Below are 26,603 nucleotides of genomic sequence, written 5' to 3' on the forward strand. Positions count from 1 at the left end.
GTGCTGCTGCGCCGGTGACGGCGCGCGCCGCAGCCGGACCCCGGCCGCCTCACCGGCGGTGGACACCCGGGCCGCCGGTGACGGCGCGAGCGTCCCCGCCTCCGGGGGCCGGACGGCTCCGTGGCCGAGGACGGACGGCCACCACGACACGGCGGGCACCCGCCCCGGCCCCGAGGACCGGCCGCCCCGCACCCGGGTGGCCTGCCACCCCGGGCACCGCACCTGCCGGGCCCCCGCCAGGTGCGGTGCCGCCCCCGCCGGACTCAGCGGTCCTTGAAGCGCTCCAGGGCCCCGAGTTCGAGCGCGCGGGTGGCGGGGCCGCCGGTGTGGCCGGCGTTCTCGACGATCCGGAGCTCCGCGCCCGGCCAGGCCCGGCCGAGCTCCCAGGCCGTGCCGAGCGGGGCGCTCAGATCGAGACGTCCGTGGATCAGCACACCGGGAATCCCGGCCAGCCGCCCGGCGTCGCGGATCAGCTCGCCCTCCTCCAGCCACGCGCCGTGCGAGAAGTAGTGGGAACAGATCCGCGCCAGCGCCAGCCGGGCCGCCGGCGGGCGGCTGCTGTACGGCTTGGCGCCGCCGCCCGGTTCGGCGGAGACCGCGGCGTCCTCCCAGGCGCACCAGTCGGCCGTCGCCCGCTCCCGCACCGCCGGGTCCGGATGCCCGGTCAGCCGGGCGTAGGCCGCGACGACATCGCCGTCCCGGCCGGTCCCGGGCGCGCCGGCGAGGAAACGCTCCCACTCCTCGGGGAAGAGCCGCCCCAGACCCCGGTAGAGCCAGTCGGTCTCCGAGCGCCGGGTGGTGGTGACACCGGAGATCACCGCCTCGGAGACCCGCTCCGGATACCGCTCGGCGTACGCCAGGATCAGCGTGGAACCCCACGATCCGCCGAACAGCAGCCAGCGGGGGATCTCCAGCCGCTCCCTCAGCAGCTCCATGTCGGCGATCAGATGGTGGGTGGTGTTGGACTCCATCGAGGTTGCCGGATCGCTCGCATGCGGGGTGCTGCGCCCGCAGCCGCGCTGGTCGAACAGGACGGTCCGGTACCGCGCGGGATCGAAGTACCGCCGCCATCCGGGCCCGGCGCCCGAGCCCGGACCCCCGTGCACGACGAGCGCGGGCCTGCCCCGGGGATTGCCGCAGACCTCCCAGTACACGAGGTGGCCCCCGCCCACATCGAGCATCCCCGTCTCGTACGGCTCCACCGGCGGATATAGCTCACGCATGCCCGGACCTCCCCGATCCCGATCCCGATCCCGATTCCGATTCCGATTCCGATTCCGATGCCCAGAATATGACAGCGCTGTTACATTACGGGGGTGTCCACGTCCCCTCCTCCCCGCTCCGGGCCCGCCGCCCCGGGACCCGAGCTCCTCGGCACCCGGCTGCGGCTGCTCCTGGAACTCCTCGACGGCGATGTCGCGGCGATTTACGAAGACCTCGGCCTGCCGGGATTCCGCCCGCGCCACGCCCCCGTCCTGCGCGCCCTGGCCGAGTCGGGCCCCGCCGCCATCCGGGACATCGCCCGCGCCGCCGGAGTCACCCACTCCGCCGCGAGCCAGACCGTGGCCGGGATGGAACGGGACGGTCTGGTCGTCCTGCGCCCCGGCGCGGACGCCCGCGCCCGCATCGTCCACCCCACCGCGCGGGCCGAGGCGCTCCTCCCGCTCCTGGCCGCGGAGACGGCCGCCACCGCGGCCGCCGCCACCGCACTGGAGGCCGAACTCTCCTTCCCCCTCGGCTCTCTGATCGGCGAGGCCCTCGCCGCGCTGGAACGCCGCCCCATGCGCGCCCGCATCGCCGACGCGGCCCCGCACCTCACCGCCCCCGGCCGCCGCGCGGACGGGGGGCCGTCGCGCGTGTGAGTCCCGGGACGCGCGGCGGTGTCAGCCCCGGTCGACCCGCTCCCGCAGCACCTTCCCGCTGACCGCGTCGACCGTGATGTCGGCCTCGGTCCAGTCGCCGGTGTCCGCCACCTCGGTCTCCCAGACCACGGTGGAGGTGTTGCCGGCGTCGTTCTCGTCCAGCTGGAGCCCGGTGACGGTGCCGGGGAACTTCTCCGTGGCCGCGTCGGCGGCCTGCCGCGGGGTGCGGGCCGCCCGGTCGAGCAGCCCCGCGAGCTCCCGCCTGTCACCCGTGTCCTGGTCCGGTTCGGGACGGGACGCCAGGACCTTCCCCGTGACGGCGTCGATGGTCACGAGATGGGCGGTGCCGTCCTTCAGCGCCACCGTCGCCGTCCACAGCGGAGCACCCGGGGTCGGCGAAGGGCTGGGCGAGGGACCGGTGTCACGGTCGGCGCGCCCCAGATCCAGCTCCACGAGCTCGCTCCCCGCCACCTCCCCGGTGGCCGTTCCCGCCGCCTTCTCCCAGCCGACCTCCGCCGACCGGACCAGCGCCTCGCGCCGAGCCCGCTCCCGGGAGAGGGAGGCCCCGGCGGACGGGGTCGCCGAGACGGCCCGGGCGCCCGCCTCCCGGCCGGCGTCGGCCGCGGAGACCACCGAACCCCCCTTCTCCGCCCCGCAGCCGGCCACCGCCGGCACCGCGGCGGCGACGGCACAGACCACCGCTGCGGCCCGCACCCGCAGCGAGCGCGCCCCGCCGGCCCGGGCGCGCACGGCGGACCCCGGCGGACCGGGCGGGCACGGCGGGACACCGGGGCGCCCGGCGCCCGGTCCGGACGGAATTCCACTGCGCAGAAGGGGCATACAGCCACCCGTAACCCCTCACCCGCCGCTCCTACCCCGGCGCCGCACGGCGCCACCCGATCGGCCCCGCCCCCCCGGCACCGGGCGGACGGCCGCCCGCTCACTTCAGAACATCCCCCCGCACCACGGCCGAGGGCAGCTCGCCGGAGTGCGCCTGCCGGGCCCGCCCGGCGAACATCGCGGCCAGCGCCGTCAGCTCCGCGTCGGTACGGCGCGGCCGGGTGCCCGGGGTCTCCGCCTTGACCGAGAGCAGCGTGGGACCGACCCGGATCTGGATGGTGGAGCCGTAGCCGGTCTCGTACTCGCCGCGCAGCGCGTCGCGCCGGTCGCCCGCCGCCCCGACCGAGGCCCGCTCGGGCTGTCCGAACCAGGCCCCGGACGCCTCCTTCCACAGAAAGGGGTACGCGTCCGACGCGGCGCCGGCACTGTGGTGGGCGAAGACACTGAAGGTCATCCGCCCCTCTCCCTCCTTGGCCAGAACGACCGTTCCGACCCCCCGCGCCGGGGCGCACTCGCCCGGCTTCCCGCCCGCGCAGGCCCGGCCGGCCGATTTCCCGCTCATGTCCAGCACCATCGAGTCGGTGACCTTCCACCCCGGCACCGTGAACGCCTGCGGCAGCACCGCCTTCACCTCGGCGGGGGTGAGCGGGGCCGGCGCCTCCCGGGCGCCGGGCCCCCTGTCCCCCCGGCCCGGCCCGCCCTCGTCCCCGGCACAGCCCGCCAGCACCAGCGCCGCCGCCAGCGCGCCCGCGGCCGCCGCGGTCCGCCCGTGGAACCCGATCGTCATCTCTACCCCCCGGCACGTTCCGTCCGGTCATACGGACGACCCTCCGGCCCCGGCGGTTGCACCCCGCCCCGCGCGCCCCGCCGCCGCGGACTCCCCCCGCCCGGGCGCGTACGTGAACACGTACTTGAACACGTACGTGAACACCCGGGTGACACACGGCCCGCCCCACACCCTCACCGGGCCCGAGGGCAACGCGGACTTGCCCAGGTGGGCCGAATTGCGGAAAACCCCAGCGGCAAGAGCAATTTGGAAGATGTGGCACCCCCGGGACACAGCTACTTTCCTAAGTACCGGAAGTCGTCGTAACTGCTTTCTCAGGAGGTCCACATGAAGCCCGTCAAGGCTGCGCCGGCCGTGCCAGCGGCCGCGTTCCCGGTCATGTGCAACGCCGCCTGATCCGACCGCTCGCAAGGCCACTCCGGCGCGGGGGAGGAATTCCCGCCCCGCACCCGGCTGTGTCCCGGGCATGGATTCTGGGGTAGGGATGCGTCAATTAACTGTGCGGGCCGAGCGCCGAGTGGTGGGTTTCTCACCGGTGCGGGCCCTGATCAATACGGGCGTCACGGCCGAGTGGCCCCGGCGGGCCCGCACCGGCCTGCGGCTCATCGATCCGGACGACCCGGCCTGCGCCGCGGACGGGGACGGTCCGGCGCGCGCCGATGAGCCGCGGGCCGGCGACCGGACCCCGCCGCTCCACCGGGAGCGGGTGGTCCGCGCCTTCCGCGACGTCGGACGGGCCTGGCTGGACCAGGTGGGTCCGTGCCGTGTCGATGTGCTCGACGCCCATCTGCTCGACGACGGCAGCCGGCTGTTCTTCGAGACCCTCGCCACCCTCACCGGACCGGCCGGCGGCCCGGTCGCGGTCGGCTACCCCGAAGCCCCCGCCGGGGCGGCGGACATCTCCACCGCCGCCCGCAGCGAACGCGTGGGGCGCATCGAGAACCTCGCGGGCCCGGACGCCGAACTCTCCGGAGAGGAGGCGGACTTCCTGTACGAGCAGGCCGTCGGCTATCTCCGCACCGGCGACGGCTGGACCGCGGAGCGCATCCTCCGCGCCATCCTGCGCCGGCGCCCGGACCCCGAGGTCTGGGGCAGGCTCCGGCTCGCCCGCGCCATGCTCGGACGGCCCGCGGAGACCGGCCCCCGCCCCGCGCACCCCGGCCCGTCCGACAGTGACAGCGGCGGCAGCGGCAACGGCAGGGAGCGCGACACCGCCGCCGGCAGGACCACGGGCAAGGGCACCGGCACCGGCAGGAGCAAGGGCACGGAGCGTGAGACCGGCGCGGACACCGGTCTCGGGACCGCCGCCGCCCTCGGCGGCCCCCCGCCGCCGCTGCGGCTCGAATCGGGCTGGGACCTGCTGGAGAAATGGTCCGACACGGCCGGGCAAATCAACAAAAACGCGGTGCACAAGGCACTCTTCGCCATTGCTGACAGAACGGCGTTCAGGACGTACGAAACCTTCGACGACGCCACCCAGCCGCGTGACTTCTTTGTCCTGGTGAAGGATAATTTGGTCCTCAAGATCTGCGTGCGTGACTTCCACGCATTCGCGATCGCCTACGTCGGGCCAATCGACGGGGCGCCGGGAATCGACCTCGGCACCGGCCGGGCGGCATAAGGAAGTTTCCCCCGGCCGGCGGGTGCCGCATTACCCGCGCAGGACTGCTTGACAGGGTGCGGAGCCTGTGGAAATGTCGATGCCACTTGTGACACCTGGGCTTCCTCTGTCAAGAAATTCGGGGAGACGCGATGCCGCCGATGGAATTATCCGGAATAGATGTTTCCTCGCGGGTCCGGGCCCGCGATATTCAAATGGCCGGGGTGGCGGACCTCCGCCGCCGGGTCCTGATGATTTCCGGTGCGATCGACACCGTCGACCACGATGTATCGGTGTGCGTCAATCTCCCCGAGCCCGGTCTCTGGCAGGTCATCAAATCCGAGACGAATCTGACGGACCAGACCTGGATCGCCATGCAGGCGGCCACGGACGAGGACTCCGTCTTCGTCAACGACGCCGACACCCTGGTGATGTCGCGCCAGTTCGCCAAATCGTTCATCACACCCGACCAGCGCCGTCTCACCTTCCACGGCGGTGAAGTGCGCCCCGGTGAAGCCGTGGTGAAGATGTACTCCCTGGAGACCACCGGCCGCAGGCCCGTCTACTCCTACTCCCGGTTCAGCCCGGTCGCCACCGACAGCCCGGAGAAGACCGCCGCGACCCTGGAGCGGCTGATCGCCGAGGGGATGCCGCAGCGCCAGGTCATCGAGGTCATCGTCCCCGTGACGGTCATCGGGTGATCACCTTCGTCCCCGAGCCCCATCTGCTCGACTCACCCCGGGGCCGGTACTGGCCGGCCGCCCCCGGCACCGCGCCCCGTGACATCCGCACCGCCCGGCCCCCGGCCGCCGCCGACGTCGTCATCGTCGGCGCCGGCCCCGCCGGGCTCGCGGTCGCCTCGGCCCTCTGGCACCTCGGCGTCCGCGATGTCGTCCTCCTGGACCGCGACGGCAGGCCGTGCGGCCGGTTCTTCGACCGGATCGACACACTCCGGCAGCGCGTGCTCCGCTCGCCCTACGAACACCACCCCGGCGTCGAGGGCTACCGCGACTGCGAACTCCTCGACTTCGCCCGGCTCCACTGGGGCCTGCTCACCCCCGTGGAGCGCCGCGAGGTCCGCATGGCACAGTCCGGACACCGCTCGGTCGTCCCGGTCGACGTCTTCCAGGCGTACTGCCGGCACATCGCCGGCCTGCACCACGTGGACGAACAGACCTGGCGGGCCGAGGTCCGCGAAGTCCTGCCGGGCACCGACACGGTGACCGTGCGCGGCGACGGCTTCGCCACGACCGCCCCGTACACCGTCCTGTGCCTCGGCGAGGAACGCCGGGCGGCACCCGCGCAGTGGTGGGACGGCCCGGCCACACCCCCCGGCGTCAGCCACTGGGACGAACCCGTGCCCCCCGGCGCCGAGCGTCTCGTCGTCATCGGCGCCGGCCTCAGCGCCGCCCACCTCATCGCCAACGCCCTCGGCGAGGGCAAACGCGTCGACTGGATCCTGCGCGCCTCCGCCGAGCGCTACCAGTGCGCCGATGTCAACGCCTCGTTCTTCCGGGCCGAGGGCCGGGCCCGCTTCGACGGCACCAGCTGGGAAGACCGCCTCACCCTGATGCGCGGACACCGCAGGGCCTCCGTGATGTTCGAGTTCCGCCCCCTCTTCCAGCGCGCCGAGGCCGACGGCCGGCTCACCGTCCACCGCGGCCGGGCCGTCACCGCCCTGCCGCAACGGCGGGCCGGACTCGCCGCCGTCCGGCTCGCGGACGGCGGCCACATCACCGGCGACCACATCGTCCTCGCCCTCGGCACCACCGTCTCGGGCGGCGAGCGCCTGCTGCCCCCGGACGTGCCCGCCACCCGCGACGGCTGGCCCGACCTCGACGAACAGACCCTGGCCCACCGCAACGCCCCCCGCGTCCTCGCCGTCGGCGCGGCGGCCGGCATGGTCCTGGGTCCCGCCGCCCGCAACATCGACGGCCACCGCGTCGCCACCGCCCGCGTCGCCGCCACCATCGCCGCCGGACTCGGCGCCAAGGACCGCCCGCGCGTCACCGACGGCAGAGTGATCGCCCATGTCTGACCACGACAACAACAGCGTCACCGACAACGACGGTGACGACGACCCCCGGTTCGCCCTGATCCCCTCCGACGGCTCCGCCCTGGCCGAGACCGGCGTCATCCTCATGGGACTGGACGCCGAACGCCTCCTGGCCGGGCTCGGCATGGCCACCCTCGCCGACGACCCGGCGCAGGTCGCCCTCGCCGTCGACCGCGTCCGCCACGGCGTCACCGCACCCGTCACCTTCGACGCCCTCGTCGCCGCCGGCGCCCACCGCTGGCACAGCGCCCGCACCGCCCTGGCCGAGGTGGACCGGACACCGCCCGCGCCCGCCTCACTGCGCCGCTCCTGGGACCGGACCCTGCGCCTGATCGCCCACTGCGACCTCGGCGGACCGGGCCCCGCGACCACCGCCCACCTGGCCGCCTGCTGGCTCCGCCGCGAGGAGATCGACAGCCGCGCCGCCCGGCCGGCACCGGTACCCGCATTCCCGGGGAGGTGACACCGCGATGTCCCAGCCGGCAGCACCGCCCGACGACGCGGGACTCCTGAAGGTCTTCCGCGCCCACCCCGACACCGCCCGGCCACTGCTCGGCCTCCACCAGCGGATCATGCGCGGACCATCCCCGTTCACCGCCGCCGAACGCGAACTCATGGCGGCCTACGTCTCCGGCCTCAACGACTGCGCCTACTGCCACCGCGTCCACACCGCGACCGCGGAAGCCCTCTCAGTTCCCGCCGGCGCGGTGACCGCCGCACTCACCGACCTCGCCACCGCCCCCGTCGGCGACCGGCTCAGACCCGTACTGCGCTACCTCCGCGTCCTCACCCTCACCCCGGCCCGGGTGACCGGCGAGGACACCGAAGCCGTCCTCGCCGCCGGCTGGGACGAACGAGCCCTGCACGACGCCGTCATGGTCTGCGCCCTCTTCAACTTCATGAACCGCATGGTCCACGGCCTCGGCGTCCGCGCGGACCAGAGCTCCGTGACCGCCTCCGCGAACCGGCTGCACCGGCACGGCTACAGCGGGATCGCCGCCCTGCTCGGCCCCTGACCGCAGCCGCCGTCCCGGCCGGCCGCACACCGGCACGAACGCACCCCCGCGGCCCCGCCGCCTCACCCGGACAGCCGCCGTCCGGGTGCCCGGTGCCCCCGGCACCGGTCTACTGGCCGACGAACCGCAGTCACCCCCCGGTCAGGAGAGAGAAACCGTGACGACGACAGCGATCGTGGGCCTGGGCAACATCGGATCCCGGCTGGCCGCGGATCTGGTCGACGGAGGCCGGCCCGTCCTGCTCGCCGGCCGTGACCTCGCCGCGGCGCGGGAACTCGCCGGCCGCCTCGGCGACCGGGCCACCGCCGTGACCACCGCCGAAGCGGTGGACCGCGCCGACGTCCTCGTACTCGCCGTCTGGTTCGACACCATCAAGGAGCTCATCGCGGAGTACGGGGACCGCCTCGACGGCACGATCGTCGTCGACCCCTCCAACCCGATCGCCCCCGACGGCGCCGGAGGATTCACCAAGACCATCCCCGAGGACCAGTCGGCCGGCGAGATCATCGCCGGCCTGCTGCCGCCCGGCGCCCGGCCCGTCAAGGCGTTCGGCACCCTGATGGCCGACTCCCTGCGCACCGCCGCCAACCGCACCCCGCACCGGGGAGCCGGCTTCTACGCCGCCGACGACACCGCCGCCGGCGAGGTGGTGGCCGCCCTCATCAGCGACGCCGGCTTCGACCCGGTACGCGTCGGCGGCATCGGCAGCTCACGGCGGATCGAGGTCTTCGGAGACCTCCACGAAGGCACCATCGGATCCGTCCCCACCGCGCGGGAGGCCGCGGAACTCCTCTGATCACAGCGGCGGAAGAACCGCGGCGCCCCCGGGAGACCCGGGAGCGCCGCGCTCGTCTCACGCCTGATCCCCGAGATCCCCCCGGCCGATCCGGCGCTTCCTCCCGAGCTTCCTCAGCACGGGCCACGGTTCACGAACCGCGCGTCCGCTTCCCCGCTGCTTGTGCGGCCGGCACCAGCCGCAGCATCCCCGCCGGCGGCGGTGGGGTGAGTGAGCCATCTCTTCCTTTCCCACGCGCCCCGCCCTGGGGCCGGCGTGGGAAGTGTTCCCTCGTCATGGGGACCATGGTACGAACCGGGCCGCCCGCCGCGCCGCCTCAGTCGCAGAACGCGGCCGCGGCCAGCCGCCCGAAGCTCCCGGTCGAGTCCGCGTTGTAGTTGAACGCCGCGGCCCGGCCGCCGTCCTCGGTCGCCAGGATCAGGGACGACCAGCCGTGGATGCCGCCGTCATGACCCCAGACCGTCACCTCGCAGGGCAGCACCGAGGGCGAGAGCCCCAGCCCGCCCGCCGGCCCCAGCTCCTCGGGTGTACGGGTGAGCATTTCGTCCAGCTCGGCCCGGGGGAGGAGCCGCCCGCGCATCAGGGCGGTGTGGAACCGGGTGAGATCGCGGAGCGAGGAGATCATCTCGCCGGCCGCACCGCCCGAGGACGGGTTGAGCTCGGTCACATCGTGGAGCGGGACGCCCGGGTCCGCCGCGAAGAAACGCGAATGGGCACGGGCATGCGGCCCGGGGATTCCCGTCCGCGTACCCGGCAGGAAGGTGGAGGTGAGCTTCAGGGGCCGGATCAGACGGCGCTCGATCTCGGCGCCGTAGGACCGTCCGGTCACCTCCTCGATGATCATCCCGGCCAGGATGTAGTTGGTGTTGGAGTACTGCCGGCCGGTGCCCGGGGCGAAGGCGGGAGGATGCGCGAGGGCCGCCCGCACCAGCTCCCCGGGCCGGTGGGTGTCATAACGGTGTGTCAGGAACGCGCTGGTGAAGAGGCGGGCCGCGATACCGGGGTCGCGGTCGTACCGGAACAGGCCGCTGGTGTGGTTGAGCAGCTGCCGTACGGTGATGGCGGAGCCGTCGTTGCCGTTGCCCCGCACCAGCCCGGGCAGCCACCGCTCGACGGTGTCGTCCAGATCGATCCGTCCCTCGCCCTGGAGCTGGAGCAGCACGGTCGCCACGAAGGTCTTGGTGACGCTGCCGATCCGGAACCGCTCGTCCGCCCGCCGGGGCCGCCCGCTCGCGGGATCCGCCACCCCGACCGCGGCCGACCAGCTCCGCCGCCCCTCCTGAATCCGCGCCAGCCCTCCCAGCCGGTCCGCGGCCTTCTCCAGATCGGCCCGCATCAGCGCCTGAATCCGCGCCGGCCCCCGGGCCCCCTCCCCGCCGCCCGCGGCACCGGCCGGCCCGGTGAGCGCCACCAGCACCCCCGCGGCGACCGCCGGAACGGACAGCTTCCTCCGAAGAGTCTTCCTGATCAACGAGTCGCCTCTCTCCCGCCCGCGCGCACGGCCGTCCGCACCCACCCGACGGGACGCCGCCGTCCCCCGCGGCGTTGCCCCGCACCCGGTCACGTCCGCCGCCGGGACCGGCATCCCCCGGCTCAACCGGCTCGTTGGAGCACGGAAGCGCACCTGTGGATCACGCGCCCCCTCAAGCACCCCCGCACGCCCGGGTGCAAGCCTTCTCACCCCTTCCGGCCTGCCTGAATGCTGATCCTGTTATACGCGGAACCCCATTCCTCAGGAGGCACTCATGGCACTCACGCGTTCCCTGGCCGTCGCCGCGGTCGTCACCGGTCTCCTCGCCGCCGGCACCGGCGCGGCGCTCGCGGCCCCGTCCGCGGCGGCCGTGAGCCGGTTCGACGACGGCAGTTTCGAGTACCCCACCGCACCGGCGAACTCGTTCTCCACCCTCACCGCCGGGCAGTCGATCGGACCGTGGAAAGTCACCTCCGGAGCCGTGGACCTGATCGGTGCCGGATTCTGGCAGGCGGCCGAGGGCGACCAGTCCGTCGATCTCAACGCCGGCCAGACGGGCGCGGTGGCGCAGACCTTCTCCACGATCGCGGGACGCACCTACACCGTCACCTACGCACTGGCCGCGAACCCCGCGGGCGGCCCCGCGGTGAAGACCGGCAGGGTCCTGGTCGACGGGCAGAACTTCCAGGACTTCTCCTTCGACTCCACCGGGAAGACCTTCGCCGCCATGGGCTATGTGCAGCGGCAGGTGACCTTCGTGGCCAACGCCCCGACGACGACCCTCGGTTTCGCCAGCACCGTGCCCGGCGCCTACGGACCCGTCGTCGACGACGTCCGCGTCACCGCCTCCTCCCCGTGCTCCTGTACGGGGTGACGGCCCGGCACCCGGCCCCGCACCGCCTCCGGCCCGCCGCGATCCGCGGCGGGCCGGTCCGGCCTCCCGGCCCCGGCGTCCCCGCTTTCCGGATGGCCCGGACGGCCGCCGTACCCGCCTGATAGGAAGAGGCGAGGGAACACCCCGACCGAAAGGCAGCGCATGTCGGACGAGTTGCTCATCCGGAAGATCGGCCACGGCTTCGACCACCTCGACCGCGACGGCGACGGCCTGCTGACGGAACACGACCATGTCCTGATGGGACAGTCCGTCGCCGCCTCCCTCGGACACACCGGAGGGTCGCCGGCCGAACAGCGGGTGGTCGCGGCCTACCTCGCGATCTGGCGCGAGCTCCACCTGCCCCATCTGCCGCCGGGCGCCGACGCGGTGAGCCGCGCGCAGTTCATCGCCTCCACCCGGACGCTCGCCGACGACCCGGCGGCGGCCCGCGCCAGTCTCGGCGCCCTCGCGGAGGCCTTTCTCGCGGTGGCCGACACCGACGGCGACGGACGCGTGGACGCGGAGGAGTTCTTCGCCTTCCAGTACGGGCACTTCCCCGGCCTGACCCGGCAGGACGCCGCCGAGGCGTTCCGGCGTCTGGACCGGGACGGGGACGGCGCCCTCTCCCGGGAGGAGTTCACCGGCGGCGTCATCGATTTCTGGACCAGCCGCGACCCGGCCGCCCCCGGCACCTGGTGGACCGGCACCACCGACTTCCCCCCGGCCTGAGACCGCCCCCGGCCCGTGGCTCCGGCGCCGTCCGGGCACGCGCCGCCGCGGGTGGCGGGAACGGATCCCTCACGGGCCGCCGGGCTGCCATGCTGGCCCGGCGCGATCCACCGAACCTTCTTGCACACTCCTTGGAGGCGGCCCGATGAGCGACACCACGCACCCGGCGGACGAACTGGCGGAGCAGCGGCGGAGCAACGCACTGATCGTGGCGGAAGCCCTTCAATTCCTCTATCCCGCCGCACTGCGCGCCGCCGCCGAGACCGGCGTCGCGGACCACCTCGCGGACGGCCCGCGCACCCCGCGCGAACTGGCGGCGGCCATCGGGTGCGACCCGGGCAATCTCCACCGGGTCCTGCGACTGCTCGCCACCCGCGGCCTGTTCGAGGAGGACGGCGACGGACGCTTCGGCCTCACCGCCGACGGCGACACCCTGCGCACCGGCGCACCGCTGTCGGCCCGCGCCGCGGTGCTCATGCTGACGGACCCCACGATGTGGCGCCCGGCCGGCGAGATGACGAGATGTCTCACCGACGGCGGCTCGGCCTTCGACGCCATCTTCGGCACCCGGTTCTTCGAGCACTTCTCCCAGGGCCCCGAGATCGCCGCCGTCTTCCACGCGGGCATGGCCTCCGTGTCGGACGCCGAGCACGCCCCCATCGTCCGGAGCTGGGACTTCCCCGAGGGCGCCACGGTGGTCGACGTGGGCGGCGGCTACGGCGGCCTGCTGCGCGAGGTACTGGCCGCCGGGCCCACCCTGCACGGCATCCTGTACGACCGGGGCCATGTGCTGGCGGGCCACGGCCTCGACGCCCCGGTACCCGGCGGCGCCGATCACCGGGGCCGCTGGGAGACGGCCGAGGGCGACTTCTTCGACTCGGTACCCGCCGGGGACATCCTGATGCTCAAGCGGATCCTCCACGACTGGGACGACGACCAGTGCGTGACCGTGCTGCGCAACTGCCGCGAGGCCCTGGCCCCCGGCGGCCGGGTGCTGGTGATCGACGCGGTGGTCCCGCCCGGCAACGAACCGCACCAGGCCAAGGTGCTCGATCTGATGATGATGACGTCACTGACCGGCCGGGAACGCACCGAGGCCGACTTCGCGCGCCTCTTCGCCGAGGCGGGACTGCGGCTCGAAGAGGTGGTCCCCACCCCGGCGGTGGCCTCCATCGTGGTGGCCGCCGCGGCCGGCGGCTGACCCCGCCGCACCCCGGCCGTCCGGACCACCCCGCACCACCGGTCCGGACGGCCCCGGCGCCGCGCACCCCCCGGGGTCAGCCCGCCCCGTCCGCGTACAGCGCCGCCACCGCACCCGCCGCACGGGCCAGTTCCCCGCGCACCTCCGGCGGCGACAGCACCTCCAGGCCGGTGCCGAACGCCAGCAGCCCCCAGGTGTCCGCCAGGGACTCGAAGCCCGCCTCCACCCGCATCCGCCCCTCCCCGTCCGGCACCGCCTCCCCCCTGAGCCGGCCCGCGTACAGACAGAGGAACAGCTCCAGGCACTCCCTCCGCACCCGGACGCTCACCCGCACCGGAAGGACCCGCTCCCGGGCCGCGCGGCGCATGTCCCCCCAGACATCGGCCAGTTCGAGCCCCGGCCGCCGCCGCACCGGCTCGTCCACGACCACCGCCGTGACCACCCGGTCCGCGCGGAACAGCCGGGGGGAACCGGCCTTGTCCGCCACCAGATACCAGACACCCGCCTTCACCACGAGCCCGTACGGGTCGACCAGATAGGACCCCGGCTCGGTGTCCCCGCCCCGCCGGTAACTCAGCGCCAGCCGCCGGTCGGTGAAGACGGCCGAGCTCAGCACATCGAGATCGACGGCGGGCACCGCGAAGCGCGCCCAGCGCTCCGGATCGACCAGAATGCGACGGCTCGTCAGCTCCGCGGCCGGCCGGTGCGGCTCCGGGAGCGCGGCCATGACCTTGCGCAGCGCCGAGCCGAGCGCCTCGTCCAGCCCCAGCGCGGTGTGCGCGCCCCGGGCCGCGAGCACGAACAGCGCCCGCGACTCGTCCTCGGTCAGACCGGTGACATCCGTGCGGAACCCCGGCAGCAGCGCGACCCCGCCATGACGCCCCCGCTCGGTGTAGACGGGCACCCCGCAGGCGGAGAGCGCCTCGATGTCGCGGTGAATGGTGCGCACGGACACCTCCAGCCGCGCGGCGAGCTCCGCCGCCCGCACCAGGCCGCGGGTCTGGAGCAGCAGGATGATCGAGACGAGCCGGTCGGACTTCACGGGCACACAGTCTCCGGAAAACATGACGTCGGCTGTCAGGTTATCCCGCCAGAGTGCCGACGTCCGAGCAGACCGAGACACACCCACCGGGAGAAACCGCGACATGAACGACCCACGTCCGCTGTACGAGCGGGCCGCCGCCCAGTTCACCGCCCTGCTGGAGTCCGTGACCCCCGACCGCCTCGGGGATCCCACCCCCTGCGCCGAGTTCGACATACGGGCACTGCTCACCCACAGTGTGGACGGGCTCCACCTGATGGCCCACATCGGCGAGGGCGGCGACTGGCGGACCGCGCCTCCCCGGCACTCCGCCGCCACCGCGGACAACGCCTGGAACACGGCGTACGAGGACGCCCACCAGCGCTTCACCAAGGCGTGGTCGGCGGACGAACTGCTCGGCCGGACGGTCTCGGCCCCCTGGGGGGCGACCATGCCCGGCGCCGCCCTGTTCTCCTTCTGCGTGCTGGAGACCGTGGTCCACGGCTGGGACCTCCACCGGGCGCTGGGCCGGCCGCTCACCCTGGACGCGGCACTGGCGGAGGCCATCTGGCCGGTGGCCCGCGACGAACTCCCCGCGTCCCCGCGCGGCGGCCCCGTCCCCTTCGGCGAGGTGCGCCCCGCGCCCGGGGGAGCCGGCCCCTACACCCGCCTCGCCGCCTGGCTGGGCCGCGAGGCGGGCGCCCCGCCGCACGACTGACCGCGCCCGGGGCACCCCGCCGGGGTGCCCCGCCCGCGCACCGCCCCGGCGCCCCGGCCGGTCACAGCCCGAGCGCGTCCAGCACCGCACCGGCGAGGATCCGCGGCCCGTCCCGGGTGAGCACCGACTCCGGATGGAACTGCATGGACGCGAAGTGCGGGCCGCGCAGCGCGTACACCTCCCCGCTCTCCGCGTCCCGGCTCACCTCCACCACACCGACGCCCTCCACCTCGCGCTTGTCCTCGTCGCTCCACGCGGCGAACGTGTTGTAGAAGCCGACCCGTTCGCGCGCGCCGAACAGATCCACCGGCTTCTGGAGCCCCTGATTGGGGGCCGGGAGCCGGGCGACGCCGAAGCCCAGCGCCAGGCTGAGCACCTGATGGCTCAGGCACACCGCCACGAACGGCCCGCCGCGCTCCAGCAGTTCCTCCACCGCCGCCCGCAGATGGGCGATCTTCGGATGGCCGGCCTCGCCCGGATCACCGGGACCCGGGCCCATCACCACCAGGTCCCAGCCGTCGAGGGAGTACTCCTCGTCGAACCGCCTGACCGTCACCCCGATCCCCGCCGCCCGCAGCTGATGGCAGATCATGTAGGTGAAGGTGTCCTCGGCGTCGACCACCAGCGCGCGCCGCCCGGCGAGCCGGGGCTGCTCGGCGGTCCGGCCGGCGCCGTCGCGCAGCCAGAAATCGGCGATGGTGCGGTTGCGCCGCTCCAGCACCGCCCGGACCTCGGGATGGTCGTCGAAGCGCACCGGGCCGACGGGCTCCAGCGCGGCCAGCAGAGTGGACGCCTTGGCCCGGGTCTCGGCCGCCTCGGAGGCCGGGTCCGAGTGGCGCACCAGGGTCGCGCCGACCCCGACCTCCACCCGGCCGGCGGCGTCGATGGCCGCGGTGCGGATCAGGATGGCGGAGTCCAGCGCCCGGCCCCCGGCCTCGTCCCGGCCGATCAGGGCGGCCATACCGCTGTAGTAGCCGCGGCCCCCCGGCTCGTACCGCTCGATCACCCGGCAGGCGCTCTCCAGCGGCGACCCGGTCACCGTGGGCGCGAACATCGTCTCCCGCAGGATCTCGCCGACCTCGCAGCCGGTGCGCCCCTCGATCAGATACCCGGTGTGCGCGAGGCTGGCCATCTCCTTCAGATACGGGCCGGTCATCCGGCCGCCGCCGTCACAGATCCGGGCCATCATCTTCAGTTCCTCGTCGACGACCATGTACAGCTCGTCGACCTCCTTGCGGTCGGTGAGGAAGTCCATCACCCCGCTCAGCGTGGGCCCGGCCGGCGGATAGCGGTAGGTGCCGCTGATCGGGTTCATCACGGCCGTCCCGCGGTCGACACTGATGTGCCGCTCCGGCGAGGCGCCCACGAAGGTCCGCTCCCCGGTGTGGATCAGGAAGGTCCAGTAGGCGCCCGCCTCCCGGGCCAGCAGCCGGGAGAAGACCGAGAGCGCGCTGTGCGGCCCGTAGTCGGTGATCTCGGCGACGAAGGACCGCTTGATGACGAAGTTCGCGCCCTTCCCGGTGCCGATCTCCCGCTCGACGACGGTGCGGACGATCTCCTCGTACGCCTCGTCGTCGATGTCGAAGTGCCCGCCGCGCAGCGCGGTCGCCACCCTGGGGATCCGGGGCAGCGCCTCGGCGAGAGGGACGCGCCGCTGGCCGGTCACGGTCAGCGCGATCAGCGGCGCCCCGTCGTCGGGGACGGCGAAACCGCGCTCGGCCAGCTGCCGGTAGGGGACGATCGCCAGCACCTCGTGGTGCGCGCCGGGCCGGGACGGCCCGGCGGGGAGCGGCAGCGCGTCCAGGGTCGCCGGTTCGCTGATCTCACCGGTCAGCACCTCCAGGGTGTCGGCGCCGGCCGCCGACTCCGGGCGGTGCAGCAGTGCGTACGCCCCGGCCCGGCCGGCCAGGATCCGGGTGAGCGGATCGCCGCCCCGGGCCCGGCCGGTGATGTTCCCGCTCACGCGAAGACCTCCTTGGCGGTGACGGCCATCGCGCAGCGCTCGGCGGCGTAGTCGACGGCCAGGCGGTGATACTGCTCGGAGAAGTCGGCCACCGCGTCGGCGACGAGGAACGGCTGGATGTCATGGGTGAAGGCGTCCACGGCCGACATCAGCACACCGACATGGGCGTAGACACCGCAGATGATCAGCTGGTCGCGGCCGGTCTCCCGCATGCGTTCCAGCAGCGGGGTGTTGAAGAAGGCGCTGTAGCGCCACTTGGTCAGCATCCAGTCGCCCGCCGCCGGCGCGAGCGGGCCGGCCACCTCGCGGTCGGCCGGGTCCGGGCGCATCCCCGGACCCCAGAAGTCCTTCAGCAGCCCGCGCTGCCGCGGCGTCATCCCGCCGGGCTGCGCGGTGTACGCCACCGGCACACCGAGGGCGGCGCAGCGGTCGCGCAGGGCCGAGGCATTGCTCACCAGCTCGTCCCGGAGGCCCTGCGGGAAGGGGGCCAGGAAGTACCGCTGCATGTCGTGGACGAGCAGCACCGCGCGGTCCGGGTCGGGTTCCCACTGCGCGGTGTTGGCCGGCAGATCACCGGCGGACGGCAGCGGATAGGGCTCGATGGGAGGGATACCGGACATGGCCTGGTCCTCCAGGTTCTTTCTCGGTGTCGGGAAAGGATCCCGGGCTCAGCCGCTCCAGGCGGAGACCACGGAGACGGCCTGCTGCGGATTGAGCCGCGGATCGCAGAAGGTGATGTATTTGTCGCCGACCCGCCCCGGATCCTCGCCCTGCGAGACACACTCGGTGACATCGCTGGGGGTGGTCTCCAGATGCAGGCCGCCGCAGACCCCGCCCGCGGCGGTGACGGCCTCCTGGAACCGCAGCACCTCGCGGGTGACGGTCTCCACCAGCCGGGTCTTGTTGCCGTCCGGGGCGGTGACGGTGTTGCCGTGCATCGGATCGGTCAGCCAGATCACCGGGTGCCCGGCCGCGCGGACGGCCGCGACCAGCCGGGGCAGCCGCCCGGAGATGAGCTCCGCGCCCATCCGGGTGATGAGGGTCAGCCGGCCGGGCTCCCGGCCCGGATCGAGCCGCTCGCACAGGCCCAGCAGTTCCTCCGGCTCCATCCCCGGTCCGACCTTGCAGGCGACCGGGTTGCTCACCTCGGACAGCAGCGCCACATGGGCCCCGTCCAGCTGGCGGGTCCGCTCCCCGATCCACGGCCAGTGGGTGGAGCCGAGGAACAGCCGGCCGTCGTCGCCGGTGCGGAGCATGGGGATCTCGTAGTCGAGGAGCAGGGCCTCGTGGCTGGTCCACACCTGCGCGCAGACCGGGTCCCGCCCGGCCGCGTGCCGGTACCAGCCGAGGTGTTCCATGATGTCGGCGGCGGCCAGGTAGCCGTTGAGGATGCGCAGCGGGTCGGGCCGTCTGGCCTCCGGGTGCGGGTCGGGGCCGTTGACCATGTGGCCGCGGAAGGTGGGGATCACCATGCCGCCCACGGTCTCGGTCGAGCTGGAGCGGGGCTTGGCGAACTGGCCGGCGATCCGGCCCACCCGGATCACGGGCTTGTGCGCGTTCATCCGCAGGGTGCCCGCCAGCACATCGAGCAGCGCGGCCTTGCGGGAGGCGTCGGCGGTGGTGCACTCGGCGGGGTCCTCCGCGCAGTCCCCGGCCTGGACCACCATGGCCTCGCCGGCGGCCACCCGGGCCAGGGCCTCGCGCAGTACGGACAGATCGGCCGCCCGGACCAGCGCGGGGCGCGAGAGCAGCGTCTCCCGCACGAGGTCCACCTGCGCCGAGTCGGGCCAGTCGGGCTGGTGCAGTGCCGGCCGGACTCGGATGTCACTCAACACGTTGTCCACGAGCGTCTCCAATGTGGCGCCGGGGTTGCGGTCGGGTGGGGATGCCCTCGCACGTGATCCCGGGAACGGGGAATGCCGCACCGCGGGGACGGGGACGGGGGACACCCCTCGCACAGGAGGGGACGCCGCGCCCCGGGGAGCAGAGGGGGTGCCGTGCCCGGTCCGCCCGCGGGCGGCGGCGGGCCGGTCAGCCCGGCAGACCGCCGTTGATCTCGACGACCTGCCCGGTGATGTAGGCGGCACGGTCCGAGACCAGGAAGGAGACCAGATCGGCCACTTCCTCCGGGGTGCCGGCCCGGCCGAGGGGAATGCCCGCGAGATGCCGCTCGGCCACCTCGGCGGGGAGGCCGGCCGTCATGTCGGTGGCGATCAGGCCCGGGGCGACGGCATTGGCACGGATGCCGTAACGGCCGCACTCCCTGGCCAGCGAGCGGGTGAAGCCGATGATCCCGGCCTTGGAGGCCGCGTAGTTCGTCTGGCCGGCGCTGCCGTGCACACCGGCGATGGAGGAGAGGGTGACAATGGCCCCCCGGCGCCGCCGGATCAGCGGATACACCGCCGCCCGGCAGACGTTGTAGGTGCCGTCGAGATTGGTGTCCATCACCGAACGCCACTCGTCCTCGGCCATCAGCGCCAGCGGCCGGTCCCGGGTGATGCCCGCCGAGGTGACCACCGCCGACAGCGGGCCGAGTTCCTTCCCGGCCGCGCCGACGAACTCCCGCACCTGCGCGGCGTCGGCGACATCGACCCGCCGGTGGTGGACCCGCGCCCCGGCCTTCTCGGCCTCCAGGGCGGTCAGGAGGGCCGCGTCCTCGTCCGAGCGGTAGCAGAACGCGATGTCGTATCCGTCCTCGGCGAGACGGACCACGACGGCCCGCCCGATGCCCCGGGACCCGCCGGTGACCAGCGCGACCGGCCGCGGGTCCGGTGCGGGGCCGGGCCCGTCGCCGGACCCGGTGCCGGCGGCGCTCACGCGGCGGACCCGGCGCTCAGCTCGGCCTCGACGATCTCCCGCACCAGCCGGAGGCTGCCGATCTCGGCCAGCCGCGACTCGTCGATCTTCACGCCGTAGCGCTCCTCGACCCGGACGGCGATCTCCAGCGAGATCAGCGAGTCGACCTCCAGGTCCTCCTTGAAACGGGCGTCGTCGGTGACCTCCTCGGCGGGCAGGTCCAGTGCCTGGGCGACGACGGTGCGCAGCTCTTCGACATCGAGCGGCAGAGTGGTGTTCGCGGCCATGGGGCTGCTCCTTCTCGTGGGTCGGGAGGGTGAACGGTCAGGGAGTGCGCTGCGGGCCGGCGAGGTACACCGCGGACACGGCGTCGTCCCCGTCCTCCCCGCAGGTGGCCAGCACGCTGTGGTCCGGGTGTTCGTCGAGATGCGCCACACCGGCGGCGGCCTGGAGCAGCCCGAGCGCACCGGAGGCGGCGCCGAGCCCGGTGGCCGCGTCCAGCACCGATTCGGCGGACGGCGCCCCCGGATCGGCCGCGTCCGAGGTCAGCCACAGATCGGGGGTGTGCCCGCCGGCCCGGGCGATGGCCGCGGCCAGATCCGCGCCGCGCGCGCAGCCGGTCACGGTCGCGCGGACCGCGGTGCCGCGGGCGGCGGCCCGGCCGGCCGGCTCCAGGACCAGCGCGACGGCACCGTCCAGCGCGGGCGCGCCGAGCAGCTTGGTGACGGAGTCGCCGGCCGGCTCGACACCGATCACCAGCACGGTGTCCGCCCGGCCGGCGACGATCAGCGCACGGGCCCAGTACAGGGCGTCCAGACCGCTGGTGGGCCCGTTGCACAGGGTCACATTCGGCCCACGCAGTCCGTGCGCCATCGCCACCGAGCCGGCGATGACATTGCTGGAGGTCTGCGGCAGCCCGAGCGGGCTCAGCCCCAGCACGGTGTCCCGGGCGATGGTGTCCGCGAAGGTGCAGACGCTCTCCAGGATGCCGGTGTTGGTGGACACCACCACGGCGGTGGTGTCCCCGGGGCCGCGGTAGCCGCCGTCGCCGAACAGGCCGGCGTCCCGCAGCGCGGGAACGGCGGCGCGCAGCGCCAGCCGCGAGGCGCGGTCCTTGTGCCGCAGATCGCGCCCGGTGAGTCCGGTGACGGGGTCGAAGCCGCCCTCCCGGACGGTGCCCAGGAGCTCGTCGGGCAGGGTCAGCCCGGGGACGGCGAGTCCGACACCGGTGACCTCGGCCGTCCGGGCGGCCGGTGCGGCGGGATGCGCTGTGCTCATCGGGCTGCCTCCAGTATCGCGGCGGCGTTGATCCCGCCGAAGCCGAACGCGTCGATCTGGGCCAGCGTCAGATCCTGGCCGACGGCCGGGCCCCCGCGCACCAGCCGCAGCTCCCGCGCCTCCTCGACCGGGTCGGTCAGGCCGAGTACGGGCGGCACCTGGCCGCGCTGCACGGCGAGCGCCGCCATCGTCAGGCTCAGCAGGCCCGAACCGCCCAGCGTGTGCCCGGTCATCGACTTCACGGCCGTCATCAGCGGCCCGCTCCCGGGGGCGAAGATCCGCGAGAGCACGGCGGCCTCGGTGGAGTCGTTCTTCGGGGTGCCGCTGCCGTGCAGCATCACCAGGTCGATGTCCTCGGGCGAGACCTCCGCCCGCCGGTGGGCGTCGCGCAGCACCCGGGTGATGCCCTCCGGATCGGGGGCGGTGGGGTGATGGGCGTCGCAGTTGACGCCCACCCCGCGCAGCCGGGCATGCACCCGCCGGCCGGGACCGGCGGCCCGGGTGAGCACCACCGCGACGGCGCCCTCGCCCATCAGCATCCCCCGGTGGGAGCGGTCGAAGGGGCGCAGCGCGTCGGGCACGTCGTTCTGCACCCGGTCCAGGGTCCCGAAGGCGCTCTCGCCGATCGCGTCGGTGCCGGCCACCACCACGGTGTCCGCCTCGCCGAGTTCGATCAGATCGGTCGCCATGGCGAGCGCGTACAGGGAGGCGGCGCAGGCATTGGCGTAGGTGTAGGTGCGGGCCGCTCCGTACCGCTCCCGCAGCGCCGTGCCGAAGTGCAGGTCGGCGGGGTCCAGCGGGGCGCCGTGGCGCCACCAGAGCTCGGCGCTGCGCTGCTCCTGGAGCGTGGTGCCGACCAGCACCGGCACCTCCGCGAGATCTCCCGGCAGGCCGGCGTCCGCCAGCGCCTGGTCGATCGCGGCGACGAGCCAGCGGGTGGCACGGCCGGGCTCGTCGACCCCGGGCACGGCCCGGTCGCTGATCTCGTACGCGTGCCGGGCACGGTACTTGTCGTGGTCGAAGACCTGAAGGGGGCCGAGGCCGTCACGGCCGGCGCACAGCGCGTCGAAGATGTCCGACGGGGTGCCGCCATTGCACGCGACCGCTCCCATCCCGGTGATGTCCCAGGTCATAATGCCTGCTCCCGCAGTCGGTAGGCGGCCACCTTGCCGGTGGCCGTGGCTGGCAGCGCGGCGACGAACTCGACCCGCGCCGGGCGCTTGTAGGGGACGAGGCCCGCGCGGACCGCGGCCCGGGCGGCGCGGCGGACGGTGTCCTCGTCCGCGCCGGCGTCGGGCACGAGGAAGGCGACCGCGCACTCCAGGCCGTCGGCGTCGGGCCGGCCGACCACCGCGCAGTCGCGGACACCGTCGACGGTGCGGATCACGGTCTCGATCTCGGCGGGGGGCACCTTGTAGCCGCCGAGGTTGAGCACGTCGTCGGCCCGGCACAGATGCGTCAGGGCGCCGTCCGCCTCGCGGCGCACCAGGTCGCCGGTGTAGAGACCGCCGTCGGCGAAGGCGGTCCGGCCGGCGTCGGGGCGGTTGAGATAGCCGAGCGAGACGGTCGGCCCGGCGATGTGCAGCCGCCCCTCCACCCCGTCGGGAACCGGCCGGCCGTGCTCGTCGCGGACGGTGGCGACGGTGCCGGGGACGGCCAGCCCGGCCCGTCCGGGCATCGGCCGGTCCGGCGGGGTGGCGACCACCACATGCATCACCTCGGTGGCGCCGAGGCAGTTCATCACGGGCGCCCCGAAAGCCTTCTGGACGCGGAGGCTGAGATCGGCCGGGCAGTTCTCGCCGGCCGTCAGGCACAGGCGCAGCGCCGCCACCTCGTCGTCCCCGGGGTGCACGGAGCCGGCCAGGGCCGCGTACAGCCGGGGCACCGAGCAGAGCACGGTGGGCCGGTGCCGCAGCAGCGCGCCCCGCACGGTGCGCGGATCGATCGCGCCGCGGATCAGGGCGGTGGTCGCGCCGGCGTCCAGGGCGCACAGCACGGAGCTGCCGAAGCCGTACCCGAAGGACATCCGGGCGGTCGACAGCACGATGTCGTCGGTGCGCAGCGCCAGCAGCCCGCCGAAACCGTCCAGCATCGCGACGATCGCGGCGGCGGAGTGCCGGACGCCCTTGGGCTCCCCGGTGCTGCCCGAGGTGTACTGGATCAGAGCGGCCCGCCCCTCCCGGTGCCCGGCCGGGTCCCGGGCGATGTCGGGACGGTTGGCCGAGGTGAGGGCGCCGGTGCGGATACCGGTGCGGACCTCGTCACCGGTGAGGACCACACCCCGGCCGCCGTGCCCGGCGGGCGCGGTGTCGAGATGGCGGACCCCGGCCGCGCAGTCGGCGGCGATGAGCTCGCGGTCGGCCTCGCCGAGCACCGGGCTGACCGGGACCGGCACACAGCCGTGCCACCACAGCCCCAGCACGGCGGCGACGGTGGCCGCGGAGTCCTCGGCCACCACCAGGGCACGGGTGCCGGGGGCCACCCCCCGGGCCCGCAGGGCACCGGCGTAACCGCGGGCCGCCTCGTGCAGCGCGGCATAGGACACCGCCCCCAGATCGGGATCCAGATAGGCGGTGTGCGCCGCCCGCCCCGCCGCGACATGACGACCCGTCAGGCGATGTACGAGATCGGTCCCGTCCGCCGGCCCGGCCGCCGCGGCGGCCGCCGGGACCCGGGCCGCCGCCGGCACCGCCGTCCCGGCCACCACCCCGCCGCCCGCCGCCGCCGGTGCCGCCGGTGCCGCCGGTGCCGGTGCCGCCGGCCCGCCCGGCTCCCGCTCCCGCCCCCCGCGCTCCGCCAGCAGCGCCGCCGCCGCGAGAACACTGTCGATCCCCCCGGCCTCCTCGTCATTGAGCGAAACCCCGAACGCCCACTCGATCCGCGCGGCGATCTCCACCTTCTCCAGCGAGTCCACCTTCAGATCACGCTGGAAGGAAGCCTCGGCCGCCACCTCGGCGACCTCGATCTCGACCACGGACGCCACGATGTGGCGCAACCGCTCCACGGCATCTGCTATCCGCTCGGACGACACAGGACGGGCTCCTTGTCGGGCTGTACGACGGCCGGCCGTAACGGCTTCCGGTGGCTCCGGAGGATTCGCCAGGACCGTAACCGAGCCGGATTCCGCCCGTCAGCGGCCCGATCGCGAGTTCGTCAAGTCCATGTCAGCCGCTCACAAGTTTGTGTCAGCCCACCCACAGCGGCCCGTCCGGCACGGCACCCTGAAGTGACATCACCACCCGGATCGCGGACCTGACGCACTTTCCGGTCCGTGCTGGCGGAGCCGGGGGAGCGCCCTTAGCGTCGGGAAGGCGACAGCCGGAGCCGGCCGGCGCCGGAGGCCCCCTGCCCCGGAGCACTCCGGTACGCGTCGTCCGGCGAGGTTTCCCCCGTCCACCACAGAACTCTCCGACCGAAGCCAGGAGAACCGATGCCGCTCACGTCCCACACGCTGCTGCCCCAGGGCGCCCGCCTCAAGCTCGCCGAACTCCCCGGCCTCGGCGGCGGAAACGCCTGGCGCGCAGCCGTCGAGACCAGCCCGGCACCGGACCTGCCGGTGCTCCTCGCCGACCGGCCGCTGGCCTGGACGGACGGCACCCTCCGGTCGGAATTCAGCCTCCGCGACCTGGACACCCTCGCGGACGCCTGGTCGGCCTGGTACCTCGACCGCGGCGTGGGACCGCGCGACCGCGTATCGGTGTACCTGGAGGACACCTTCGCCTACCAGGTCCACCTCACCGCCCTGGCCCGCATCGGCGCCATCGGCGTCCTCATCAACGGCCGCATGCTCCCCGAGCTCGCCCTCGGCCTCGTCCGCCGCACCGGCTCCACCGGCCTGTTCACCGACGCCGAACGGCTCACCCTCCTCGCCGGCCGCGAACGCGAACTCCCCGAACTGCGCTGGACCGCCCTCGACAGCGAGACCGGCGTCCTCGGCACCCGCGCCCCCAAGTCCTCCCGGCTCTTCCGCCACGGCGACGACGACCCCGTCGTCATCTGCCACTCCTCCGGCACCACCGGCAACCCCAAACCGGTCATCTGGGCCCACCGCCAGAGCACCGCCGGAGCCTGCTACCGGCTCGTCAACCAGCCCGAGCAGGACGGCGTCGTGGTCCTCGCCGGCGCCCCGCAGTCCCACTCCAGCGCCATCGCCTTCACCTTCTACTCGCTCCTCGCCGGAGTGCCCACCATCGGCTGGTCCGACACCACCGGCCCCGGCATCGCGCGCGGCTGCGCCACCCACCGCCCCACCGTCGTCCTGGCCTTCAACGAAGCCCTCTCCCACCTCGCCACCCACGACCCCGAACCGGCCGACTTCGACTCCGTCGCCGTCTGGGTCAACCTCGGCGACTGCGGCCACGACGCCCACATGCGCCGGCTCATGCGCCTGGGCACCACCACCGCCCCCGACGGCACCACCACCCCCGGCTCCGTCATCGACGACGGCCTCGGCTCCTCCGAGCTCGGCTGGGCCGCCCTGCGCCGCGTCCTCACCCCCGATTCCCCCGCCCGCGCCCGCCACCTCGGCACCCGCGTACCCATCGCCGACGTCGCCGTACTGCGCGAGGACGGCACCGAGGCGGACCCGGACGAAGTCGGCCTCCTCGGCGTGCGCAGCGACTCCCTCGCCCACGGCTACTGGAACGACTCCGACACCACCTACCGCTCCATGCTCGCCGGCTACTGGCTCTCCGGCGACCTGGTCCGCCGCTCCGCCGACGGCGACTACTACCACGTCGACCGCGCCGTCGACCGCATCCGCACCGACACCGGCGACGGCTACTCCGCGCTCATGGAGGAGGAACTCCTCCTCCACCTCCCGGAAATCGCCGACTGCTCCATCGTCGCCGCCGGCCTCCGCGGACGGACCGTCCCCGCCGCCGTCGTCACCCTGCGCACCGACGCCGCCCCCGACGACCTGCTGCGGCGCGCCAACACCACCCTCGCCCGCGCCGGCCAGCCCCCGCTCGCCCTCCTGGAGATCGCACCCGGCCCCGACGCCATCCCCGTCGGCCCCACCGGCAAGGTCCTCAAACGCCAACTCCGCGAGAAGTACGCCACCCTGGAGAACCACCGGCCCGCCGGCCCCGCGGCCACGGCCGCCGGAGACCCCGAGTGACCACCGACGCCGCCCCCGCGGCGCTGCTGCCCGCACCACCCGCCGGCGCCGGCCCCGAAGCCACCGCCGCCTGGGTCAACGAAGCCGGCGCCGCCACCCTCGCCGCCCGCATGGGCATCACCTTCCTGGAAGCCGGACCCCGCCGGATCGTGGCGACCATGCCCGTGGCCGGCAACACCCAGCTCCAGCGGATGCTCCACGGCGGCGCCTCCGCCGCCCTCGCCGAATCACTCGGCTCCCTCGGCGCCGCGCTCCACGCCGGCGAGGGCCGCATCGCCCTCGGCGTCGACCTCAACGCCACCCACCATCTGCCCGTGCGCGGCGGCACCGTCACCGGCGTGGCCACCGCCCTGCACCTCGGCGAGACCACCGCCGGCTACGAAATCGTCATCACCGACGACACCGGCCGCCGCGTCTGCACCGCACGCATCACCTGCGCCATCCACGGCAGACGCAGACGCGGCTGACACCCGGGC

General features: G+C 74.2%; 26 protein-coding genes. 13 read left to right on the top strand and 13 right to left on the bottom strand.

Annotated features, from left to right (window positions below; translation table 11 throughout):
• Positions 1 to 263 precede the first annotated feature (263 nt).
• Positions 264 to 1,223 (bottom strand): prolyl aminopeptidase, encoded by a 960-nt coding sequence (pip, locus tag AAFN69_RS27850; RefSeq protein ID WP_347731594.1) that lies wholly within the window; start codon positions 1,221 to 1,223, stop codon positions 264 to 266.
• Positions 1,224 to 1,316: 93 nt separating this feature from the next.
• Here pip and AAFN69_RS27855 point away from each other — a divergent pair, with 93 nt between their 5' ends.
• On the top strand, positions 1,317 to 1,862 hold the full coding sequence (locus AAFN69_RS27855; RefSeq protein ID WP_347731595.1) for a helix-turn-helix domain-containing protein: 546 nt from the start codon (positions 1,317 to 1,319) through the stop codon (positions 1,860 to 1,862).
• 21 nt (positions 1,863 to 1,883) lie between these two features.
• Here AAFN69_RS27855 and AAFN69_RS27860 read toward each other — a convergent pair whose 3' ends face one another.
• Together AAFN69_RS27860 and AAFN69_RS27865 are read right to left on the bottom strand one after the other, a co-directional pair.
• The gene (locus AAFN69_RS27860; protein WP_347731596.1) at positions 1,884 to 2,612 is read right to left on the bottom strand and encodes a PepSY domain-containing protein; all 729 of its coding nucleotides are present in this window, start codon (positions 2,610 to 2,612) and stop codon (positions 1,884 to 1,886) included.
• A 190-nt stretch (positions 2,613 to 2,802) separates the two neighbouring features.
• Positions 2,803 to 3,489 carry a hypothetical protein gene (locus AAFN69_RS27865; RefSeq protein ID WP_347731597.1) on the bottom strand — a complete coding sequence of 229 codons (687 nt, stop codon included), beginning with the start codon at positions 3,487 to 3,489 and terminating at the stop codon, positions 2,803 to 2,805.
• A 484-nt stretch (positions 3,490 to 3,973) separates the two neighbouring features.
• Between AAFN69_RS27865 and AAFN69_RS27870 the strand changes: the two genes are divergently transcribed.
• The 6 genes from AAFN69_RS27870 to AAFN69_RS27895 all read left to right on the top strand — a co-directional run bounded on the left by AAFN69_RS27870 (position 3,974) and on the right by AAFN69_RS27895 (position 8,957).
• On the top strand, positions 3,974 to 5,110 hold the full coding sequence (locus tag AAFN69_RS27870; protein ID WP_347731598.1) for a DUF6235 family protein: 1,137 nt from the start codon (positions 3,974 to 3,976) through the stop codon (positions 5,108 to 5,110).
• A gap of 194 nt (positions 5,111 to 5,304) precedes the next feature.
• The gene (locus AAFN69_RS27875) at positions 5,305 to 5,790 is read left to right on the top strand and encodes a DUF6423 family protein (RefSeq protein WP_347731599.1); all 486 of its coding nucleotides are present in this window, start codon (positions 5,305 to 5,307) and stop codon (positions 5,788 to 5,790) included.
• Positions 5,787 to 7,127, top strand: coding sequence for an FAD/NAD(P)-binding protein (locus AAFN69_RS27880; RefSeq protein ID WP_347731600.1), 1,341 nt, complete (start codon positions 5,787 to 5,789; stop codon positions 7,125 to 7,127). The genes AAFN69_RS27875 and AAFN69_RS27880 overlap by 4 nt, the downstream gene beginning before the upstream one ends.
• The gene (locus tag AAFN69_RS27885; protein WP_347731601.1) at positions 7,120 to 7,608 is read left to right on the top strand and encodes a DUF6187 family protein; all 489 of its coding nucleotides are present in this window, start codon (positions 7,120 to 7,122) and stop codon (positions 7,606 to 7,608) included. Before AAFN69_RS27880 ends, AAFN69_RS27885 begins: the two co-directional genes overlap by 8 nt.
• A gap of 7 nt (positions 7,609 to 7,615) precedes the next feature.
• The gene (locus tag AAFN69_RS27890; protein ID WP_347731602.1) at positions 7,616 to 8,161 is read left to right on the top strand and encodes a peroxidase-related enzyme; all 546 of its coding nucleotides are present in this window, start codon (positions 7,616 to 7,618) and stop codon (positions 8,159 to 8,161) included.
• Positions 8,162 to 8,318: 157 nt separating this feature from the next.
• Positions 8,319 to 8,957: an NAD(P)-binding domain-containing protein gene (locus tag AAFN69_RS27895; RefSeq protein WP_347731603.1), complete on the top strand. Its 639-nt coding sequence runs from the start codon at positions 8,319 to 8,321 to the stop codon at positions 8,955 to 8,957.
• A gap of 316 nt (positions 8,958 to 9,273) precedes the next feature.
• Here AAFN69_RS27895 and AAFN69_RS27900 read toward each other — a convergent pair whose 3' ends face one another.
• Positions 9,274 to 10,428 (bottom strand): serine hydrolase domain-containing protein, encoded by a 1,155-nt coding sequence (locus AAFN69_RS27900; RefSeq protein ID WP_347731604.1) that lies wholly within the window; start codon positions 10,426 to 10,428, stop codon positions 9,274 to 9,276.
• Between the two features lie 274 nt (positions 10,429 to 10,702).
• Between AAFN69_RS27900 and AAFN69_RS27905 the strand changes: the two genes are divergently transcribed.
• The 3 genes from AAFN69_RS27905 (at position 10,703) to AAFN69_RS27915 (ending at position 13,232) form a co-directional block, all read left to right on the top strand.
• Positions 10,703 to 11,302: a choice-of-anchor C family protein gene (locus AAFN69_RS27905; protein ID WP_347731605.1), complete on the top strand. Its 600-nt coding sequence runs from the start codon at positions 10,703 to 10,705 to the stop codon at positions 11,300 to 11,302.
• Positions 11,303 to 11,464: 162 nt separating this feature from the next.
• The gene (locus AAFN69_RS27910) at positions 11,465 to 12,031 is read left to right on the top strand and encodes an EF-hand domain-containing protein (RefSeq protein WP_347731606.1); all 567 of its coding nucleotides are present in this window, start codon (positions 11,465 to 11,467) and stop codon (positions 12,029 to 12,031) included.
• Between the two features lie 145 nt (positions 12,032 to 12,176).
• On the top strand, positions 12,177 to 13,232 hold the full coding sequence (locus AAFN69_RS27915; protein WP_347731607.1) for a methyltransferase: 1,056 nt from the start codon (positions 12,177 to 12,179) through the stop codon (positions 13,230 to 13,232).
• A 76-nt stretch (positions 13,233 to 13,308) separates the two neighbouring features.
• On the opposite strand, the gene AAFN69_RS27920 is transcribed toward AAFN69_RS27915, so the two are convergent.
• On the bottom strand, positions 13,309 to 14,274 hold the full coding sequence (locus AAFN69_RS27920; protein ID WP_347731669.1) for a YafY family protein: 966 nt from the start codon (positions 14,272 to 14,274) through the stop codon (positions 13,309 to 13,311).
• Between the two features lie 103 nt (positions 14,275 to 14,377).
• Here AAFN69_RS27920 and AAFN69_RS27925 point away from each other — a divergent pair, with 103 nt between their 5' ends.
• Positions 14,378 to 14,971: a TIGR03086 family metal-binding protein gene (locus tag AAFN69_RS27925; RefSeq protein WP_347731608.1), complete on the top strand. Its 594-nt coding sequence runs from the start codon at positions 14,378 to 14,380 to the stop codon at positions 14,969 to 14,971.
• A 61-nt stretch (positions 14,972 to 15,032) separates the two neighbouring features.
• Here AAFN69_RS27925 and AAFN69_RS27930 read toward each other — a convergent pair whose 3' ends face one another.
• The 8 genes from AAFN69_RS27930 to AAFN69_RS27965 form a co-directional block, all read right to left on the bottom strand.
• A complete protein-coding gene (locus AAFN69_RS27930; protein ID WP_347731609.1) occupies positions 15,033 to 16,934 on the bottom strand; it encodes an anthranilate synthase family protein in 1,902 nt (633 codons plus the stop codon).
• Positions 16,931 to 17,554: an isochorismatase family protein gene (locus AAFN69_RS27935; RefSeq protein WP_347731610.1), complete on the bottom strand. Its 624-nt coding sequence runs from the start codon at positions 17,552 to 17,554 to the stop codon at positions 16,931 to 16,933. Before AAFN69_RS27935 ends, AAFN69_RS27930 begins: the two co-directional genes overlap by 4 nt.
• A 48-nt stretch (positions 17,555 to 17,602) precedes the next feature.
• Positions 17,603 to 18,778, bottom strand: a complete 1,176-nt coding sequence (locus AAFN69_RS27940; protein ID WP_347731611.1) for a 3-deoxy-7-phosphoheptulonate synthase — start codon at positions 18,776 to 18,778, stop codon at positions 17,603 to 17,605.
• A 187-nt stretch (positions 18,779 to 18,965) separates the two neighbouring features.
• Positions 18,966 to 19,751, bottom strand: coding sequence for a 3-oxoacyl-ACP reductase FabG (fabG, locus tag AAFN69_RS27945; protein WP_347731612.1), 786 nt, complete (start codon positions 19,749 to 19,751; stop codon positions 18,966 to 18,968).
• On the bottom strand, positions 19,748 to 20,017 hold the full coding sequence (locus AAFN69_RS27950; protein WP_347731613.1) for an acyl carrier protein: 270 nt from the start codon (positions 20,015 to 20,017) through the stop codon (positions 19,748 to 19,750). The genes fabG and AAFN69_RS27950 overlap by 4 nt, the downstream gene beginning before the upstream one ends.
• A 37-nt stretch (positions 20,018 to 20,054) precedes the next feature.
• Complete coding sequence (locus tag AAFN69_RS27955) at positions 20,055 to 21,008, bottom strand: beta-ketoacyl synthase N-terminal-like domain-containing protein (RefSeq protein WP_347731614.1); 954 nt, start codon at positions 21,006 to 21,008, stop codon at positions 20,055 to 20,057.
• Positions 21,005 to 22,141 carry a beta-ketoacyl synthase N-terminal-like domain-containing protein gene (locus AAFN69_RS27960; RefSeq protein WP_347731615.1) on the bottom strand — a complete coding sequence of 379 codons (1,137 nt, stop codon included), beginning with the start codon at positions 22,139 to 22,141 and terminating at the stop codon, positions 21,005 to 21,007. Before AAFN69_RS27960 ends, AAFN69_RS27955 begins: the two co-directional genes overlap by 4 nt.
• Positions 22,138 to 24,039 (bottom strand): AMP-binding protein, encoded by a 1,902-nt coding sequence (locus AAFN69_RS27965; RefSeq protein ID WP_347731616.1) that lies wholly within the window; start codon positions 24,037 to 24,039, stop codon positions 22,138 to 22,140. The genes AAFN69_RS27960 and AAFN69_RS27965 overlap by 4 nt, the downstream gene beginning before the upstream one ends.
• Before the next feature lie 399 nt (positions 24,040 to 24,438).
• Here AAFN69_RS27965 and AAFN69_RS27970 point away from each other — a divergent pair, with 399 nt between their 5' ends.
• On the top strand, positions 24,439 to 26,127 hold the full coding sequence (locus AAFN69_RS27970; protein WP_347731617.1) for a class I adenylate-forming enzyme family protein: 1,689 nt from the start codon (positions 24,439 to 24,441) through the stop codon (positions 26,125 to 26,127).
• On the top strand, positions 26,124 to 26,594 hold the full coding sequence (locus AAFN69_RS27975; RefSeq protein ID WP_347731618.1) for a hotdog fold thioesterase: 471 nt from the start codon (positions 26,124 to 26,126) through the stop codon (positions 26,592 to 26,594). The genes AAFN69_RS27970 and AAFN69_RS27975 overlap by 4 nt, the downstream gene beginning before the upstream one ends.
• Positions 26,595 to 26,603 lie beyond the last annotated feature (9 nt).

Source organism: Streptomyces sp. CAU 1734, from assembly GCF_039888735.1.
Classification (GTDB): domain Bacteria; phylum Actinomycetota; class Actinomycetes; order Streptomycetales; family Streptomycetaceae; genus Streptomyces.

Bases quoted from the DNA above. Each gene is read 5' to 3' on its own strand.
- pip (WP_347731594.1), bottom strand. From the start codon at position 1,223: ATGCGTGAGCTATATCCGCCGGTGGAGCCGTACGAGACGGGGATGCTC.
- AAFN69_RS27865 (WP_347731597.1), bottom strand. From the start codon at position 3,489: ATGACGATCGGGTTCCACGGGCGGACCGCGGCGGCCGCGGGCGCGCTG.
- AAFN69_RS27870 (WP_347731598.1), top strand. From the start codon at position 3,974: ATGCGTCAATTAACTGTGCGGGCCGAGCGCCGAGTGGTGGGTTTCTCA.
- AAFN69_RS27875 (WP_347731599.1), top strand. From the start codon at position 5,305: ATGGCCGGGGTGGCGGACCTCCGCCGCCGGGTCCTGATGATTTCCGGT.
- AAFN69_RS27885 (WP_347731601.1), top strand. From the start codon at position 7,120: ATGTCTGACCACGACAACAACAGCGTCACCGACAACGACGGTGACGAC.
- AAFN69_RS27890 (WP_347731602.1), top strand. From the start codon at position 7,616: ATGTCCCAGCCGGCAGCACCGCCCGACGACGCGGGACTCCTGAAGGTC.
- AAFN69_RS27905 (WP_347731605.1), top strand. From the start codon at position 10,703: ATGGCACTCACGCGTTCCCTGGCCGTCGCCGCGGTCGTCACCGGTCTC.
- AAFN69_RS27910 (WP_347731606.1), top strand. From the start codon at position 11,465: ATGTCGGACGAGTTGCTCATCCGGAAGATCGGCCACGGCTTCGACCAC.
- AAFN69_RS27915 (WP_347731607.1), top strand. From the start codon at position 12,177: ATGAGCGACACCACGCACCCGGCGGACGAACTGGCGGAGCAGCGGCGG.
- AAFN69_RS27925 (WP_347731608.1), top strand. From the start codon at position 14,378: ATGAACGACCCACGTCCGCTGTACGAGCGGGCCGCCGCCCAGTTCACC.
- AAFN69_RS27935 (WP_347731610.1), bottom strand. From the start codon at position 17,554: ATGTCCGGTATCCCTCCCATCGAGCCCTATCCGCTGCCGTCCGCCGGT.
- AAFN69_RS27950 (WP_347731613.1), bottom strand. From the start codon at position 20,017: ATGGCCGCGAACACCACTCTGCCGCTCGATGTCGAAGAGCTGCGCACC.
- AAFN69_RS27955 (WP_347731614.1), bottom strand. From the start codon at position 21,008: ATGAGCACAGCGCATCCCGCCGCACCGGCCGCCCGGACGGCCGAGGTC.
- AAFN69_RS27960 (WP_347731615.1), bottom strand. From the start codon at position 22,141: ATGACCTGGGACATCACCGGGATGGGAGCGGTCGCGTGCAATGGCGGC.
- AAFN69_RS27970 (WP_347731617.1), top strand. From the start codon at position 24,439: ATGCCGCTCACGTCCCACACGCTGCTGCCCCAGGGCGCCCGCCTCAAG.